The sequence below is a fragment of the Micromonospora sp. MH99 genome (assembly GCF_021442385.1).
GTDB lineage: Bacteria > Actinomycetota > Actinomycetes > Mycobacteriales > Micromonosporaceae > Micromonospora.
In genome coordinates this window covers 1-16,055 of sequence record NZ_MUZA01000062.1, presented here as the reverse complement: position 1 = coordinate 16,055, position 16,055 = coordinate 1, and the positions used below count along the sequence as shown (strand labels likewise).

At 72.7% G+C, this 16,055-nt stretch carries 19 protein-coding genes and 1 pseudogene; 6 read left to right on the top strand and 14 right to left on the bottom strand.

Annotated features, from left to right (window positions below):
• Positions 1 to 15: 15 nt before the first annotated feature.
• Both B0E54_RS25430 and B0E54_RS25425 read right to left on the bottom strand, forming a co-directional pair.
• Positions 16 to 585, bottom strand: coding sequence for a GNAT family N-acetyltransferase (locus B0E54_RS25430; protein ID WP_234588587.1), 570 nt, complete (start codon positions 583 to 585; stop codon positions 16 to 18).
• A 58-nt stretch (positions 586 to 643) separates the two neighbouring features.
• Positions 644 to 1,636: a LacI family DNA-binding transcriptional regulator gene (locus B0E54_RS25425; RefSeq protein WP_234588586.1), complete on the bottom strand. Its 993-nt coding sequence runs from the start codon at positions 1,634 to 1,636 to the stop codon at positions 644 to 646.
• Positions 1,637 to 1,761: 125 nt separating this feature from the next.
• Here B0E54_RS25425 and B0E54_RS25420 point away from each other — a divergent pair, with 125 nt between their 5' ends.
• Together B0E54_RS25420 and B0E54_RS25415 are read left to right on the top strand one after the other, a co-directional pair.
• Entirely contained in the window at positions 1,762 to 2,322 is a 561-nt protein-coding gene (locus B0E54_RS25420) for an ABATE domain-containing protein (protein WP_234588585.1), read from the top strand.
• A 45-nt stretch (positions 2,323 to 2,367) separates the two neighbouring features.
• Complete coding sequence (locus B0E54_RS25415; RefSeq protein WP_234588584.1) at positions 2,368 to 3,099, top strand: VOC family protein; 732 nt, start codon at positions 2,368 to 2,370, stop codon at positions 3,097 to 3,099.
• 24 nt (positions 3,100 to 3,123) lie between these two features.
• On the opposite strand, the gene B0E54_RS25410 is transcribed toward B0E54_RS25415, so the two are convergent.
• Positions 3,124 to 3,984: a class I SAM-dependent methyltransferase gene (locus tag B0E54_RS25410; protein WP_234588583.1), complete on the bottom strand. Its 861-nt coding sequence runs from the start codon at positions 3,982 to 3,984 to the stop codon at positions 3,124 to 3,126.
• A gap of 59 nt (positions 3,985 to 4,043) precedes the next feature.
• Positions 4,044 to 4,760: a VOC family protein gene (locus B0E54_RS25405; protein ID WP_234588625.1), complete on the bottom strand. Its 717-nt coding sequence runs from the start codon at positions 4,758 to 4,760 to the stop codon at positions 4,044 to 4,046.
• A gap of 251 nt (positions 4,761 to 5,011) precedes the next feature.
• Between B0E54_RS25405 and B0E54_RS25400 the strand changes: the two genes are divergently transcribed.
• Positions 5,012 to 5,848 (top strand): LLM class flavin-dependent oxidoreductase, encoded by an 837-nt coding sequence (locus tag B0E54_RS25400; protein ID WP_234588582.1) that lies wholly within the window; start codon positions 5,012 to 5,014, stop codon positions 5,846 to 5,848.
• A 96-nt stretch (positions 5,849 to 5,944) separates the two neighbouring features.
• Positions 5,945 to 6,874, top strand: a complete 930-nt coding sequence (locus B0E54_RS25395; RefSeq protein WP_234588581.1) for an alpha/beta fold hydrolase — start codon at positions 5,945 to 5,947, stop codon at positions 6,872 to 6,874.
• A gap of 9 nt (positions 6,875 to 6,883) precedes the next feature.
• On the opposite strand, the gene B0E54_RS25390 is transcribed toward B0E54_RS25395, so the two are convergent.
• The 6 genes from B0E54_RS25390 to B0E54_RS25365 form a co-directional block, all read right to left on the bottom strand.
• Positions 6,884 to 7,303 carry a hypothetical protein gene (locus tag B0E54_RS25390; protein WP_234588579.1) on the bottom strand — a complete coding sequence of 140 codons (420 nt, stop codon included), beginning with the start codon at positions 7,301 to 7,303 and terminating at the stop codon, positions 6,884 to 6,886.
• Positions 7,304 to 7,344: 41 nt separating this feature from the next.
• Positions 7,345 to 7,638: a DUF6510 family protein gene (locus B0E54_RS25385; RefSeq protein ID WP_234588577.1), complete on the bottom strand. Its 294-nt coding sequence runs from the start codon at positions 7,636 to 7,638 to the stop codon at positions 7,345 to 7,347.
• Between the two features lie 67 nt (positions 7,639 to 7,705).
• Positions 7,706 to 8,470 (bottom strand): ferredoxin reductase, encoded by a 765-nt coding sequence (locus tag B0E54_RS25380; RefSeq protein WP_234588624.1) that lies wholly within the window; start codon positions 8,468 to 8,470, stop codon positions 7,706 to 7,708.
• A 7-nt stretch (positions 8,471 to 8,477) separates the two neighbouring features.
• The gene (locus tag B0E54_RS25375) at positions 8,478 to 9,077 is read right to left on the bottom strand and encodes a sulfite oxidase-like oxidoreductase (protein WP_234588575.1); all 600 of its coding nucleotides are present in this window, start codon (positions 9,075 to 9,077) and stop codon (positions 8,478 to 8,480) included.
• Positions 9,078 to 9,153: 76 nt separating this feature from the next.
• Entirely contained in the window at positions 9,154 to 10,176 is a 1,023-nt protein-coding gene (locus tag B0E54_RS25370) for a TerC/Alx family metal homeostasis membrane protein (protein ID WP_234588574.1), read from the bottom strand.
• A 220-nt stretch (positions 10,177 to 10,396) separates the two neighbouring features.
• Entirely contained in the window at positions 10,397 to 10,807 is a 411-nt protein-coding gene (locus B0E54_RS25365; protein WP_234588573.1) for a DUF2267 domain-containing protein, read from the bottom strand.
• A gap of 203 nt (positions 10,808 to 11,010) precedes the next feature.
• On the opposite strand from B0E54_RS25365, the gene B0E54_RS25360 reads away from it, so the two are divergent.
• On the top strand, positions 11,011 to 11,283 hold the full coding sequence (locus B0E54_RS25360; protein ID WP_234588572.1) for a DUF2795 domain-containing protein: 273 nt from the start codon (positions 11,011 to 11,013) through the stop codon (positions 11,281 to 11,283).
• Between the two features lie 42 nt (positions 11,284 to 11,325).
• On the top strand, positions 11,326 to 11,994 hold the full coding sequence (locus tag B0E54_RS25355; RefSeq protein ID WP_234588571.1) for a DUF1345 domain-containing protein: 669 nt from the start codon (positions 11,326 to 11,328) through the stop codon (positions 11,992 to 11,994).
• A 285-nt stretch (positions 11,995 to 12,279) separates the two neighbouring features.
• On the opposite strand, the gene B0E54_RS25350 is transcribed toward B0E54_RS25355, so the two are convergent.
• The 4 genes and pseudogenes from B0E54_RS25350 to B0E54_RS25335 form a co-directional block, all read right to left on the bottom strand.
• The gene (locus B0E54_RS25350; protein WP_234588570.1) at positions 12,280 to 12,948 is read right to left on the bottom strand and encodes a hypothetical protein; all 669 of its coding nucleotides are present in this window, start codon (positions 12,946 to 12,948) and stop codon (positions 12,280 to 12,282) included.
• 92 nt (positions 12,949 to 13,040) lie between these two features.
• Positions 13,041 to 14,012 carry a pirin family protein gene (locus B0E54_RS25345; protein ID WP_234588569.1) on the bottom strand — a complete coding sequence of 324 codons (972 nt, stop codon included), beginning with the start codon at positions 14,010 to 14,012 and terminating at the stop codon, positions 13,041 to 13,043.
• A 285-nt stretch (positions 14,013 to 14,297) separates the two neighbouring features.
• On the bottom strand, positions 14,298 to 15,323 hold the full coding sequence (locus tag B0E54_RS25340) for a cell wall-active antibiotics response protein (protein WP_234588568.1): 1,026 nt from the start codon (positions 15,321 to 15,323) through the stop codon (positions 14,298 to 14,300).
• A gap of 498 nt (positions 15,324 to 15,821) precedes the next feature.
• Positions 15,822 to 16,055: pseudogene (locus tag B0E54_RS25335) on the bottom strand (hypothetical protein); the annotation flags it as partial.

The following is a 16,055-nucleotide window of genomic DNA, read 5'->3' as shown; positions in this document are numbered from 1 at the left end:
ATCAAGAGGTTCGCGTCACGACACGCCGCCGTCGGTGACGCGAACCTCTTGATCACGCGGAGGTGGGGTGGGGGCGGTTATGGCCCAGCGTTCGTGGTCGCGCCACGCGCCGTCGATGAACAGGTAGTCCGGGGAGAAGCCCTCCAGGCGGAAGCCGAGCTTTCGGGCCACCCGGCGGGATGGTTCGTTGCCCGGCTGGATGTTCGCCTCCAGCCGGTGCAGTCCGGCAGTCGTGAACGCGTGGTCGATCACCAACGCGATGCCCGCCGAGGCGTGTCCGGTGCCGCTGTACGGCTCGAACGCCGCGTACCCCAGGTAACCGCCGCGCAGCGCGCCCAGCACGATGCCGCTGATGTTCACGTAACCGGCGATCGCGCCGCTGGCCCGGTCGCAGATCAGGTAGCCGGCGCTGTCGCGGCGACGGATGCGGCGCAGGTAGTTGTCGTACTCCTGCGGGGTCACCGGCGCGGCCAGCCACGGGTGGTGCAGGTCCCGGCTGCGCCGCGCGGCCGCCACGAACTCGTCGACGTCGGTGGGCCGGGGTCGCCGGATGGCGGCGGGACCACCGCTGCGCAGGTATCTCACGGCGGACCACTCTGACCGACCGGCGCGGCAGTTGTCCAACCGGCCCGCCCCCCGGTGGTCAGCGCGTCGGGACGCCCGTGTTCTCCCGGGGCAGCACCGTGTGTGGCGCGACGATCTCGGCGGTCGCGGCGTCGGGCTCGCCGATCCGTGCCGCGAGGCGGGCCACGGCCTCCCGGGCGAGAAAGCCGGTGTCCACGGCGACGGTGCTGAGCGTGGGCCGGGAGTAGCGACCCTCCTCGATGTCGCCCACACCGATCACGGCGACGTCGACGGGGACGCGTAGCCCGGCGTCGAACGCGGCCCGCATCGCGCCGATCGCGAGGGGATCGGAGAAGCAGAAGATCCCGTCCGGGCGGTCCGGGCCCGCGAACACCTCGCGCGCCGCGTGGTAGCCGTCGGCCCGGCGGTGGTGCCGACCGGGCAGCGGGTGCGTGGGCACGGGCGTCAACCCGGCAGCCCGCAGCGCCCGGTGGTAGCCGGCCGTGCCCGGCTGCGGCACACCGGCAGACCCCGGGGGGTACGCCCCGATCGCGGCGATCCGCCGCCGGCCGGTGCGCAGCAGGTGGGCCGTCGCGTCCTCGGCCGCGCCGGCGACGTCGACGCGGATCTGGTCGCAGCGCAGGTCGTGGGCCGCGCCCCCGACCAGGACGACGGGTCGACCCGCGGCGGTCAGCGTCTGAGCCAGGTCGCCCGGCGCACCGACCAGCACGCCGTCCACGGGCATCGACCGGCCCTCGTCCGGGCCCGGCGAGGCACGCTCGTGTTCGATGACGACCCGGTAGCCCCGACGCCCGGCGGCGTGCACGACCTCGCGGGCGAGGTCGTCGGCGTACGGCAGGTCGGCGTCGGGCAGGACCAGGGCGAGGACGCCGGTGCGCCCGGTCCGCAGGGTCCGGGCGAACGCGTTCGGTCGGTAGCGCAGCTGGGCGATGGCGGCCTCGACCCGGTGCCGCACGTCGGCGCTCACGTGGGGATAGCCGTTGACCACGTTGGAGACGGTCTTCACCGACACCCCGGCGAGCCCCGCCACGTCCTTGAGCGTGGAAGCCACCGCCCCGCCCTCCCCCGGTCCGTTCTCACACCAGCAAAATGGTTTCGCCGGTGTAGTTCCGACCCTCGCAGGCGCTTTCACACCTGTCAAGGCGCTACGGTGGTGTGACGCGAAAGGGGTGATCGGTGGACGACGACAGCGCGGTGCCGGCCGCCGCCCGGCTGCTGCGCGATTTCGTGAACACCGTCGAGCCGCAGATCGACGACGAGACGCTGACCAGCCCGCAGCGGCTGCGCGACTGGTTCGTCGAGCGGCGGCTGCTGCCGGCCGGCGTACACCTCGGGCCGGCCGACCTCGACGCGGCCGTGACGATCCGGGAGGGCCTGCGCGCTGTGCTGCTCGGGCACGCCGGCCACCTCGGCGACCCCGCCGCGCTCGACCGCCTCAACCAGGCCCTGGCGGCGACGCCCGTCGCGCCGCGCTTCACCGCCGACGGCCACCGCCTGGTCGCCGTCGGCCGTGCGCCGATCGACGAGGCCGTGGCCGGACTGGTCGACGCCATCCGGCAGTGCGACGTGGACGGCTCCTGGCGGCGGCTCAAGGTCTGCGCCCGCGACACGTGCCGCTGGGCGTACTACGACGCGTCCCGCAACCAGGCCCGCCGCTGGTGCTCGATGGCCGGCTGCGGGAACCACATCAAAATGAAGCGGGCGTACGCCGTCCGCACCGGCCGCGCGTCCGCCTAGGGCAGGCCGGCCAGTTCTCATGAAACAGGCCCTACCATCGTCGGCATGGCAACGCGGCTTGTGCAGATCAACATGAAGGCCCGGGACGACGCAGCCCTGGGCGGTTTCTGGGCGAAGGCGCTCGGCTGGGGCATCTCCAGCGAGGGACCGGGCGTCACCAACCTCGAACCCGAGGGCTTCGTCTATCCCGACCCCGTCGCCGTCTGCGTCGACCTCGTCGTCTCGGCGGAACCCAAGACGGTGAAGAACCGCGTGCACGTCGACCTGGCCACCACCTCGGCGGACCACCAGGCGGAGCTGGTGGCGCGGCTGGCGGGTCTCGGCGCGACGCTCGCCGACGTGGGCCAGGGCGACGTGCCGTGGACGGTCATGGCCGACCCGGAGGGCAACGAGTTCTGCGTCCTGGACTCGCTCTACGACGAGACCGGACCGATCGCCTCGGTGATCGTCGACTGCGCGGATCCGCGGGCCATGGCCCGCTTCTGGGGCGAGGCGACGGACTGGACCGTGCACCGGGTGACCGACGACAGCGCGGTGCTGCGCTCCGCCAAGGGCGTCGGCCCCTATCTGCAGTTTCTCCGTACGCCCGACGTGAAGACGGTGTGGAACCGCGTCCATCTCGACGTGCGCCCCTACCCGGGTGACGACCTGCAGGCCGAGGCGGCCCGACTGCTGTCGCTCGGCGCCACCGCCGTCGACCTGGGCGACAGCGACATCCCGTGGACCGTCCTGGCCGACCCGGAGGGCAACGAGTTCTGCCTCCTCACGCCGGCCTGACCCGCACCCCGGCCTTCGTCGTGCTCAGTGCGCGGCGCGAAGCGCCGAGACGAGGCCGCCCACGCCCTCGTCCTGCTGCGGCGGGGTGAGCACCGGACGCCCGTAGGCTGCGGCGCGCTCACGCAGGGTGAAGGTCTCCGCCTTCCAACCGAGGCCGTGCAGCCAGCCGACCGGGTCCTCCGGCATCTCCCAGACCCACATCGACGCTGCCGATCCTGCGGCGGCGTCGTCGCGGAAGCGTTCGACCACACCGCGCGAGCCCAGGGTGAGGCCCATCCAGCTGCCCGCGGCGGACAGCGCGCCGACCCGTTCGAGCAGCGACTCCACCGCGTCCCCGGGTAGATAGATCAGCAGTCCCTCGGCGATCCACACCGTCGGCTGCGCCGGGTCGTGCCCGGCCGCGGCCAGGGCGCCCGGCCAGTCCTCGCGGAGGTCGACCGGGACGGTGATCCGCTCGCAGCGCGCAACGGCACGCTCCTGCCGCAGCACCGCGGCCTTGAAGCCGAGCGGTTCGGGCGTGTCGACCTCGAACAGCCGGGTGCCCGCAGGCCAGTCCATCCGGAAGGCCCTGCTGTCCATCCCGGCTCCGAGCAGCACGACCTGCCGGACGCCGGACGCGACAGCCCGATCCAGCAGGTCGTCCAGGAACTTCGTCCGGATGACGATCGAGAAGGCCACACCGAGCCAGCGGCGTCGCGCCGCCTCGTCCGCGCGCGGGGGCGGCGGCGTCCCGGGGCCTCGCCCGCCGGCCGTGGCGAAGGCCAGCGCCAGCGGGTCCCGGAACAGCGGCTGCTCGCGTGCCGTCTCCATCGCCCGCACCCGGGCCACGCCCACGGCGGTGGCCCACACCCCCGACGGCTCGATCGGCCCCGCCGCGTCAGTCACGCGTCCAGCCTAACCAGCGCCTGTGTCACGCCACCTCGTGCACGTTCGTGGTCACCGCACTACCGGGGCATCAGCAGCCGGAACTCGGTGCCGTCGGGGTCGGCCAGCACCACCGCGCCGTCACCGTCGGTGCCGACCACTGTGGCGCGGAGGGAGAGCAGACGGTCGACCTCCGCCTGCGGGTCGTCGCCGTCGTCGACGGCGAGGTCGAACGTCACCCGGTCCCGGTCACCCTTCGGCATCAACGGTGGACCACCCCAGGTGATCTTCGGGCCGCCCAGGGGTGACTGGATGGCGGTCTCCTCGTCCTGGTCCCAGACCAGCGGCCAGCCGAGCGCCGCGCTCCAGAAGTAGCCAACGGCCTGCGTTCCGTCGCAGGCCAGATCACCGAGGAAGCCGCAGCCGGCGAGGAACGTGCTACCCGTACCGAGGACGCAGAACTCGTTGCCCTCGGGGTCGGCGAGCACGATGTGGCCCTCCTCCGGGAGCTGACCGACGTCGGTGTGCCGCGCGCCCAGCTCCAGCGCCCTGGCCACCGTCTGCCGCTGGTGTTCCAGCGAGTCGCTGGTCAGTTCGAGGTGTGCCGGGTTCTGCAGGACCTTCGGCTCCGGGATCTGCGGAAAGCGGAGCCGGAAACCGGACTTGTCGTCGGGCAGCACGAGGACGCCGTCGCGGGGGTCGTCGACCAGCTCCCGACCCAGGATCTCGGACCAGAAGCGTGCGACACGCAGGGGCTCGTTCGCACCGAAACACACCGCGAAGAGGTGACTGGCCATCGCTGCGCTCATCTCCGATCCTTGGACGGGGGCAGCCCGGACGGGCCGGAGATCGGAGCCTACGGAGCCGGCCGCGCCGCCCGCACCCGAGTTTCCGACGCGTTCGCCGCGGCGGCGGATGCCGCATACAGTTGGCGCGGAACTTCGTATCCCTGGTTCGAGAAACACGTCGCAGATGAACTCGGGACCTCGCCGCGAGCGAGGAGAAGGTGGCGGCTTCAGTTCACGCTGCCCACCCTACGGAGATCGACATGGACATCGGCCTCGGCCTGCCCATCAGCGCACCGGCCCGTCTGCTCGACTGGGCCACGACCGCCGAAGCCCTCGGCTTCGACAGCCTCGCTCTGCTGGACCGCCTCACCTTCGACAATCCCGAACCGTTGACCGCCCTGGCCGTCCTCGCCGGCGCCACGACGCGCATCCGCCTCCAGACGGAAGTCCTGCTGGGCCCGCTGCGCGAGACCGCCCTGCTGGCCAAGCAGGTCGCCACCCTGGACCGCATGTCCGCTGGCCGCTTCGTCCTCGGCATCGGCGTCGGTGGTCGCGACGACGACCACGTCGCCGCCGGCACGCCGATCGGGCAGCGAGGTCGACTGCTCGACGGGCAACTCGCCGCCCTGCGCGAGATCTGGCGGGGCGAGCCGTACCGCGGCACGACGATCGGGCCCCGCCCCACCACGCCCGGGGGGCCACCGATGCTGATCGGAGGGTTCGCCGCGCCGGCACTGCGGCGGGTCGGACGGTACGCCGACGGGTTCGTCTGCGCGGCGCCCCTGGCCTGGGCCGGCCCCCTGGTCCGCACCGTGCGGGAGGGGTGGGAGGCGGCGGGCCGTCCCGGCCGGCCGCGCCTCGTGTGCCAGGTCAACGTCGCGGTCGGGTCGGCCGCCACGATCGACGAGGCCCGTGGCGCCATCGCCGCCTACTACGCGTTCACCGGCCGGCCCGGTTGGGGCGAGCCGTTGAGCGACCCGGCGCAGATCGCCGACACCGTGGCCGCGTACCGGGAGTTCGGCGCGGACGAGCTCGTGTTGTACTGCTACGCCCCGGACCCGGGGCAGGTGGACACCCTCGCGGAGATCGTGCGCTGAGTCCGGGACCTCCACCGGCTCGACGTCGACGTTGTGGCGGGTTTGTAGTGTCCAGAGCCTGACGGTGACCAATCGGGACGGCGACGGGGAGGTCTGGTGGACACGGGGACGCAGGATCCGGTCGTCACCGCTCTGTCCAGCCTGGTGCCGGCTGGTGTCATCCGCCACCAGCTGACCCGTGAGTCGGACCGGCGACTGCGGTGGGTGGAGGCCAGCGGCGCCGGGCCGGCCGTCGTCCTGATCTCCGGCGCCGGCGAGGTGGGGCTGGACTGGGCCGTCGTCCTGCCGGCGCTGGCCGAGAGGTCCCGCGTCATCGCCTACGACCGCGCCGGCCTGGGTGCCAGCGACCCCGCCGCGCGACTGACACTGGACTCCCAGGTACGGGACCTCGTCGCCCTTCTCGACACCATCGGTCCCGCCGTGCTGGTCGGTCACAGCTGGGGCGGACTGCTCGCCGAACTGGCCGCACTCGCCCGGCCCGACCGCACCCGGGGCGTGGTCCTCGTCGACCCCTTCCACGAGGACACCACCGCGGCGGTGCCGCTGGCTCTCCGAGTCTCGTCGAGCGTCGTCCTCACCGCCCTTCCGCTGCTCAAGGCGATCGGGCTCTTCAACCGGGTCGCCACGAACATGGGCCGCGAACTCGCGCGACGCTGCACCGACGACCCCCGCGTCCAGGCGTTGGTCACCCAGGCGTACGTGGCCAGCTATGTCACGTACGCGCAGGTCGCGACCATCCGGGCGGAGAACCGCCTCGCCAACAGGTGCACCCGGGAGGTCCGTGCCGCGCGGGCGGCATCGCCGGTGCGGGACGTGCCGATGAGAATTCTGACGGCGACCCGCGGTAAGCCAGCCGCCCTGCGACAGCGCTCCCGCGACCTCGCCGACCGAACCGCCGCGCTCTTCCCCCGTGGCGTTCACCGCGTGGTGCCCGACAGCGGCCACTACATCCACAAGGAACAACCCGCCGTCGTGGTGGACGCGGTCCTCGCCGTCCTGGCCGAGGCGGATGCGGAAACGCCGTAGCGGCTGCGCTCAGTGGCGCTGTGTCGCGGGCCGGACGAACCACCGGGCCAGCCACGGGGTGAGCGCGACGAGGGCGACGGCGAGGGCGGTGATGACGGCCTGCCCGATCCGGCCGGGTGTGACGCCACCGGCGGGGTCGAGCACGTAATTGGCGTACCCGTTCGCGGCGGCGTCCGTCACCAGCACGGCGCACCCCAGCGCGAGACCCGCCGGACGACGAGCCGCCAGCAACAGCGCCGCCAACGGATCCCACAGGGTCAGGGACACGAAGTAGGCCGCGAGCCACCCGGGCAGGGCGAGCGGCGGCCGGAGCCCGGGGACGAACACCTGCAGCACGTGCACGACGGTGCCGTAGGCGAAGACCAGGACGGCCCCCGCCACGACAAGCCGGGCCCGCGGTGGAACGTCGCGCCACCGACCGGTGCTCATCCGGCCAGTCTGTCGCAGCGGCGCGAGCGCCGGGTGACCGGTCAGAGCGGCTCGGGAAGCGGCCGTTCCATCGGCATCGGCACCTGGAGGTAGGTGACGCCGCGCATGTCCAGCCAGGCCCGGTCCGGTGCGCGGACCAGGCGCACCATCACCGACTCGCAGGACGGGCAGCGCGCGACCAGGCCCGGCGCGTGCGAGTAGACGTGCAGACTGGCCATCGAGCCGGTCATCCCGCAGTTCTCGCAGCGGCCCATCGCGGTGCTCAGGTCGACGGTGAACAGCTCGCGCATCGGGCCGTCGAGCATGTTGCCGTCCAGGTACGACATCTCGGTCATCGGGTCTCCTCGACGTTGCGTCGGCGGGCGGGACAGGCGGCGGGCGGGACAGGCAGCGGGCGGGCTCTCAGCCGGTGGGGCCGAAGCGTTCGGTCTTGATCCGCCGCGACGGGTGGCCCAGCCCGACCAGCAGATCGGCCACGGCCTCCACGAACCCGGTCGGCCCGCACACGTACGTCTGCGGTTCCAGGTCCGGCGGCCAACCGTGGGTGTTCACGTCGGCCAGGCCGATCCGGTGCGGCTCGCCGCGCCAACCGTCGGGCGCCTCGCGGGTGTAGACGTACGCCACATCGAGGCCGAAGTCGTCGCGGACCCGGCGGCGCAGCTCGTCGGCGTAGATCACGTCCTCCGCGGTACGCACCGAGTAGATCAGCCGGAACGGCACCCTGCTGCCGATCGCCCGCCGCGCCCGGATCATCGCCATCAGCGGCACGATGCCGGAGCCACCCGCGACCAGCTGCACCGGCGCGGTGTCCTCCGATCGCCAGATGAACCAGCCGCCGAGCGGTCCGCGGACCTCCACCGGGTCGCCGGCGCCGAAGACATCGATGAGGTACGGCGACACCTCGCCGTCGGGCACCCGCTGGACGGTCACCTCGATGCGCGGGCCGCCGGGGCCGTCCACCGCCGGCCCGGCGATCGAGTACGACCGGGCGGCCTGGTAGCCGTCCGGCGCGGTCAACCGCACGTCGACGTGCTGCCCGGGAAGGTGCCCTGGCCAGTCCGGCACCTCCAGGACCAGCGTCTGCGCCGTCGCCGTCTCGACCCGGCGCTCCACCAGCCGCGCCACCTGCCACTTGATCGGCGCCCGGGCCGGGGTGCCCGTCGCCACGGCCCGCTCAGTCACCCTGGTACCGCTGTTCGCGCCACGGGTCGCCGTAGTCGTGGTAGCCGGCCGTCTCCCAGAACCCCGGCTCGTCCATCGTCTTGAGCCGGATGCCACGCACCCACTTGGCGGACTTCCAGAAGTACAGGTGGGGCACCAGCAGCCGCGCCGGGCCGCCGTGCTCGGCCGGCAGCGGCGCCCCGTCGAAGGTGTGCGCCACCCAGGCCCGGCCGCCGCGCAGATCGTCCAGCGGCAGGTTGGTGGTGTACCCGCCGTACGAGTGGGCGAGCGCGAAGTGCGCGCCGGTGTCCACGCCGTCGAGCAGGGTGTCCAGGGAGACGCCCTGCCAGGTGGTGCCGAGCTTCGACCAGTGGGTGACGCAGTGGATGTCGACCATCGGGGTCTCCTGCGGTAGCGCCATCAGCTCCTGCCACGACCACCGGTACTCGGTGCCGTTCTCGGCGGAGATGACGAACTCCCAGGTGTCCAGGGAGACCCGGGGTGTCGGGCCGGCCGACAGCACCGGAAAGTCCTCGGTCAGGTACTGACCGGGTGGCAGGGCCGGCTCCTGTGAGCGGGGCCGACCCTGAAAGCCCGGTGACACGATTCCCATTGCACAGTCGTACCACCCGGGCCGGCCGGGTCGGAGGCTTTCTGGCGTACGCCCTCGTCGACCCGGCGCGGCGCGGTCAGTGCCGTTCGGTGACGACCTCGCGCTGCTCGGGCGTGCCGCCCCGGGTGGCGCGCAGGCTGGTCAGGGTGACCACCGCCAGCACGCCGATGATCACGCCGAGCGAGGCCAGGGTGGGGATCTGCGGCACGCCGGGCCAGATGCCGTGCGCCCAGTGCAGGCCCAGCTTGAGGCCGATGAACGCCAGGATGATCGCCAGGCCGTAGCTGAGGTGCACCAGCCGGCTCAGCGCGGCGTGCAGGACGAAGTAGAGCGCCCGCAGGCCGAGCAGGGCGAACGCGTTCGTGGCGAAGACCAGGTACGGGTCCTCGGTGATGCCGTACACCGCGGGCACCGAGTCGACCGCGAACACGATGTCGGTGGCCAGCACCGCGACGACCACCAGGGCGAACGGGGTGAGTGCCCGCTTCGCGCCCTGCCGAACGGTCATCCGGGTGCCGTGGTACTCGTCGACCACCGGCATGATCTTGCGCAGCAGCTTCACCGAGCGCATCTTGTTGATGTCGACTTCCTGCTGATGCCCGGAGAGAGCGTCGCGCAGCAGCTTCACCGCCGTCGCGACGAGGATGATCGCGAAGAGCAGGAAGGCGAAGTCGAGGGTCTGCAGGGCCGCCGCGCCGAGGGCGATGAAGACCGCCCGCAGCACCAGAGCGCCAGCGATGCCGTAGAGCAGCACGCGCTGGGCGAGCACGGCCGGCACCGCGAACGCGGCCAGCAGCAGCATGAAGACGAAGAGGTTGTCGACCGAGAGGGACTTCTCGACGAGGTAACCGGTCAGGTACTGCACGCCCTGCTCGGAGCCGTAGCGGGACCAGACCCAGCCGCCGAACGCGAGCGGCAGCGCGACGTAGAACGCCGACCAGCCGATCGCCTCGCGCATGGACACCTCGTGCGGCTTGCGCGTCACCAGGAAGTCCAGCACCAGCAGGAGCACCACGCCGGCGATGGTCACCGCCCAGAGGGTGGGCGTACCCACCGACGACAGATCACTCGCAGCGGCTAGATATGACAATTCGGTCATGGGGTCTCCTCGAACACCGTGTCATGTTCGAGGTCTCCTTCACCCATCACCAGATGGGCAACCACCCGAGGCACGCCGGGCGTGCCGTACTGACCGGAATGGTTCGTGGGAAGTACTCCCCTCGCACGACAAGGTTAGGCCAGGCCCGATCGACACGCCAAGCCGGACGTCGATGGTTGCCCTGGCCAACCGCTGTGCGTCTCGATTTCTGGCACTGTCGTCAGGCGCGGCGCAACGTGGCGCCCGGCGCCATCGCCTGCTCCACGAGACCCCGGTAGTCGCGCGGCAACTGGGTCGCCACGTCGTCGAACTCCCCGCCGGTGATCGCCTCACGCAGGGTGGTGAACACCGCCCGGACGGCGTTCCGCGCGGCCGGCTCCTCCACGCGGGCGCGCAGCGCCACGCGCGCCACGAACTCGGCCGCCCCGAACCGGTCCGCCTGCTCGGTGCTCGGGCTGGGCTTGAGCACCAGTTGCAACGGCTGCGGAAGCTGCGCGGCCAGGTCCAGCACCTCCCCGCCGGTCAGCCGCTCGGCGAACGTCTCCAGCACGGCCCGGGTCAACTCGACCGCCTGCTCGGACGACGTCCGAGTGCGCTGGGAAACCTGGTCGACGAAGGTGTCGTAGTTCATCGCGTACTCCCTCGGGCTTGTCGGCGGCGCCTGCGGGTACCCGCCGCGCCGTCGTGGAAACGACGCCGGATCTCCCGCGGCGACCAGGACGACGTCCTTCGCCGGCCTGGGCGATTTCCTGCGCCCGGCCGGGCGTGACCGGACGGCGGACGGGTAACCGCCGCCGGTCGTGACCACATCGATGCCCCGAGGGAGCCCCAGACATGGCGAGCTACGCGGACGTCCTGCAGTACCTGTCGAGCCTGGACTACCCGGCCGAGAAGGACGACGTGGTCCGCGAGGCCGAACGCGAGGGTGCCCCGCCGGACGTACTCAAGGCGCTGCGCGCCCTGCCGCCCGTCGACTACGCCAACGGCACCGAGGTGGCCCGGTCCGCAGGCATCGAGGCCGCCCCCGAGGTGGGCCCCTCGCAACGCGCCGCGCAGGCCCGGGACAAGAAGCACAACCGGGTGTCGCAGCATCTGCGCGGCATCTGACCCGGCGGTGGTGGCGTCCGCCGCGACGGGCGGGCGGCGCGGATGACCGGCACCGGTCCGCTGTCCCGCCCCCCGGACGGGCACACCCCGGCGGCGGGGCAACTCGTCGTCGTGGCGGTGGTCGGCGTCATCGCCGGCTGCGTCTTCGCGCTGACACTGTCGCCGTCGCTCGCCCCGCTGGCCGGCTGGGACGCCGCCGCGCTGAGCTGGCTGGTGCTGGTGTGGCGCAAACTCTGGCCGATGGACGCGACCCGCACCGCCCGACTCGCCGTACACGAGGATCCCAACCGGGCCATCCGTGACGTGGTGCTGCTGATCGCCTGCCTCGCCAGCCTGCTGGCCGTCGGCCTCGTCGTGGCCAGCGCCCACGCGGCGCCACCCGGCCCGCGCCGGGACCTGTACGGCGGCCTCGGCGTCTTCAGCGTGGTGCTGTCCTGGCTGGTGGTGCACACCGTGTTCGCCGCCCGCTACGCCCGGATCTACTACACGGGCCCCGACGGCGGGGTGAACTTCAACCAGCCCGAGCCGCCCCGGTACTCGGACTTCGCGTACGTGGCGTTCACCATCGGGACGACGTTCCAGGTTTCCGACACCAACCTCACCAGCAACGAGATGCGTCGTACGGTGCTGCGGCACTCGATGGTGTCGTACCTGTTCGGCGCGTTCATCATCGCCGTCACGGTGAACCTGCTGGCGGGTCTGGCCCGCTGAGCGCTCACGCCCGGCTGCGTCACGGGCGGCGGCGGTTGTGTGTCACGGGCGGCGGCTCGTGCGTCACGGCGGCGCCTCGCCGGGACAGGCGGGCGCCCCTTGGCCACGAACCGCGACCGGGGCGCCACGCAAACCTGTCCAGGCGGTGAACCGCGTCCGAACCGGTCGCGGGTCACCAGGCGGTGGATGGCCGCTCGAACCGAGCGGTCAGCACTGCCGGGTACAACCATACGACAGACCATCCTCCGTACGGTCAGTTTTTGGCGAAGTGTGGGCCAGGGCACGTCAGGGACGGTCGGTCAGCTCCGCGTACCGGTGCTCCAGATCGACCCGGGCCAGGGCCCCCACCAGCCATGCCAGCCGCTCGGACTCGCCGCTTGCCAAGCCGGCCAGGTCATCCGCCGAGCGGCCCAACCCGAGCCGACGGGCCGCCGCCAGCGCCCGCCGGTCCGCGACCGGGGCCACCTCCCGCCACAGCGCCTGCGCCTCGCGCAGAAACAGGTCGACCACCTGGTCGTCCACCCCTGGCAGGTCGGCGAGGAGCGCACGCTCGGCAGCCGGCTCGTGATGGGCGACCGCGCGCAACCGGCGCAGGTCGCCCCGGTACCGCTCGACGACCGTCCGGGCCAGATCACCCAGCACGTCGGCCAACGCGTCGACGTCCCCGCGCTGACCACTGTCGCGCAACACCCGCACCCGGTCCCGGTGCAGCGACCGGGCCAGCCGGGCGGCGCTGTCCCACCCCTCGTCGCGCAGCGCCCGCGCGCCGTCCACCGCCCGCCGGAAGTCACCCCGGCGGGCGAGCAGGACCGCGAGGTAGAGCACCTGGAACAGGCTCGCCGGATTGTTGGTCACGCGGAAGCCGTACTGCTCGGCGAAGCCCCGTCCGCTCCCAGCCAGCCGGCGGGCCAGACGTTTGCGGTCCTCCACGGGCGTGATCAGAGTGGTCGCCATGCCGGCGACTACCCACGCCACCGTCGGCCAACCGCCGCCCCAGCCCGGCCCGCGTCCCGGCCCGGCGTGCGTCCTGGCACGGCCCGTGCCGGTCAGCCGTGCAGGCCGCCGGTGCGGTCGCGCGCCTTGAGCCGGGTGGTGGGCAGGGCGGGCGCCGGCAGCGGCGACGCCGCGTCGTCGGCCACCACCCCGAAACGCCGGCCGGCCATCCAGTCCTCCCGAGCGGCGGCGACCTCCTCGTGCGAGCGGCCCACGAAGTTCCACCACATGACCAGCGGCTCCTCGAACGGCGTGCCCCCCAGCAGCAACAGCCGGGCCCCCGCCCCACCGCGCACGGTCACCTCGCGCCGACCCGAACCCAGGTAGAGCAACGCGCCCGGCTCGAAGCCCACCCCCGCGGCCTCGGCGGAGCCGGACATCGCCAACAGGGCGTACTCGAAATCGGGCCGCAACGACAGCGTGGTCGGCGCCGCCCCACCCAGCTCGAGCTGCACCCCCACCAGCGGGGTGTGCACCACCGCCGGGGACCGCTGGCCGGCGAACTCGCCGACCAGCAGGGTCGCGTCCAGGTCGCCGTCGCGCCACCGTGGCAGGTCGGCGTGGTGGGCGAAGTCCGCGGTGCCGGCCCGCGCCGGGTCCGGCAGCGCCACCCAGAGCTGCACACCGTGCATGACCGGCGGGTGCGTGGCCGGCGACCGCTCCGAGTGGGCGATGCCGTGCCCGGAGGTCATCACGTTCAACTGGCCGGGCCGGATCGCCTGGACGTTGCCGAGGCTGTCGCGGTGAATGATCTCGCCGTCGAGGAGCCAGGTCACCGTCTGCAGACCCGTGTGCGGGTGCGGTGGCACCTCCATGCCGGGCCGCTGCGCCACGTCGTCCGGGCCGAAATGGTCCACGAAGCACCACGCGCCGACCATCCGCCGAGGCCGCTGCGGCAACAACCGCCGGACGGTCGTGTACCGCCCCAGCGGCACGTCGTGGCCCGGCAGCAGCACGCTGCCGGGATCGACGTCGGCCACGCCGGGCGGTCGGGTCTCTGCCAGCATCGATTCGGTACGCTCCACCGCCCGACTGTACGCTCGCGCCCTCCCCGGGCAGCGGCGCTTCCCAGCAGGGGTGACCTCCGACCCAGCACGTCACGGGCGGGCCGGTCGGCGTCCCACCCAGCGGCCCGACGTCCCGCCCGACATCCGGCCCGCTCCCCCGGCCACACCGGCTGGTGTCGCCGTCGTTGGCCACTCCCCCGCCCTGGTCACTGCGCGACGGCCCCGACCAGCACCCGACCTCACCGCCCCGGCGACACCGGCCGGCGCCCGACGAACCTGGTCGGCGTCCGAGTCGCGGGACGGTCACCGAGACTCGGTCACCGTCACGGTGCCGGCACCTGCGACCAGGTCAAGGAAGAGCCGGTTGGCCGAGCGGTCCCACCCTGGCGTACTCAGCAACGCACCAGCGGCGACCCCGGCCCAACGCTCGTCGCGGACCGCGACCGAACCGGCCCCGGCTCCCGCCCGCACCCGTACCGGTGGAGTGCCAGGCACCCGGATGTCGAACTGATTGACGCCACCGGTCAGCCGCACGGTCGTCGTGCCGCCGTTCACCGGCGGCAGGATGAGGTCGGTGCGGGCGGAGCCGCCGACGAGGTCCACGCCCAGAAGCCGCGCCTGCGCCAGGTCAAGCACCTGTTCGCTTACCCCGCCCTCCAGGCGCAGACGCCAGGCGACCCGCTCGCTGAGCAGCACCCGCGCGGCCCGCCCCTCGGACGTGCCGGTGGCCACCACCCCGAGCCGGACGGTCTCACCCTGCACCACGGGACGGACTGCCACGCCCGAGCCGGCCGGGCTGCTGATCCGATAGAGGTCGTCGCCCAGGTCGCCCACCCGAAGGTCGAACGACGACAACCCGTCCGCCAGCACGAAGGTGGCCTTCTGCCGCCCCGCCAGCGGCGTCGTCATCGTCTGCTCGGCGGCCGCTGCCGCATCCGGCCGGGTAGCGTCCCGTCGGCTGCCGTCCGGGTGGACGCCGTCGGGTGCGCCAGAGTAAGTCTGGCCGAGACGGTAGGGGTCGGCGACGATGACCACCACCGCCGAGGCCCCGAGAACCAGCACCACAGCCGCGGCGGCCAACAGCAGCCGGGCACCGACCGACCAGCGCCCCGGTGCGGCGTCGGCCTCCGGTGGTCGCGGCTCCGTCTCCGACCGGCGCCCTGCGTCGGAGGCGGGCCGAGCCGAGCCGCCCTCGCACTCCGGCTGAGCTGCGGCCGAACGCTCCACCCCCGACCGCGCCACCGCCGAGCGCGCCGCCGCCGGATGGGTTGGTTGCTGCCCCGGTTCGTGTTCTGCCTGGTGCTCGGTGCCGTCACCCACTGCGGCCATGCCTCTGCCCTTCCGCCGGTCCCCGCCGGGAGGTACGTACCCGCCCGCCGATCGGATCACTCCGCGCCAACCACGCCGCTCCGCTACGTCGCATCAGTGAATCTTGGACAGTTTCCGTTAGCTGCCAACGGAAACTGTCCAAGATTCACCGTCACGCGGGCCGACAACGCCATTCGTCGGAGTTTCTCCGGTGATGTGTGGGGGCGGCCGGTCACTCTGGCGAAGCTGGCTATGCCGCTGGCCGGCCCTCTGGTTTCGGGGTGGCGGCCAGGTCAGTGGGCGGGGGTTGGGTAACGCCGCTGGCAGTACCCGGCTCGGGTGATGGCAGGTCAGTGAGCGAGGGCAGTATGCCGATGGCCGACACCCGACTCGGGGTGGCTGCCAGATCAGTGGGCGGGGCTGGATATGCCGATGGCCGGCACCCCGGTTTCGGGGTGCCGGCCAGGTACGCCGATGGCCGGCACCCGTTGTCGGGTGCCGGCCATCGGTCGGTTCGGGTCAGCTGTTCCAGTGCTGGGCGACCAGGTCGGTGGCCTGCTGCTCCCACTGGGCGTACGCGTCCGGGTAGGCCGAGACCTGCACGGTCTGCGCGGCGTCGGTCAGCGGCACGTCCTGCCAGCCGTCAACCTGGCGCAGGCCCTTGAGGAACGCGGTCGTGGAGTACTCCGGGTTGGTGATCTGCTCCGGCGTGCCCCAACCACTGGTCGGGCGCTGCTGGAACAGGCCCAGCGA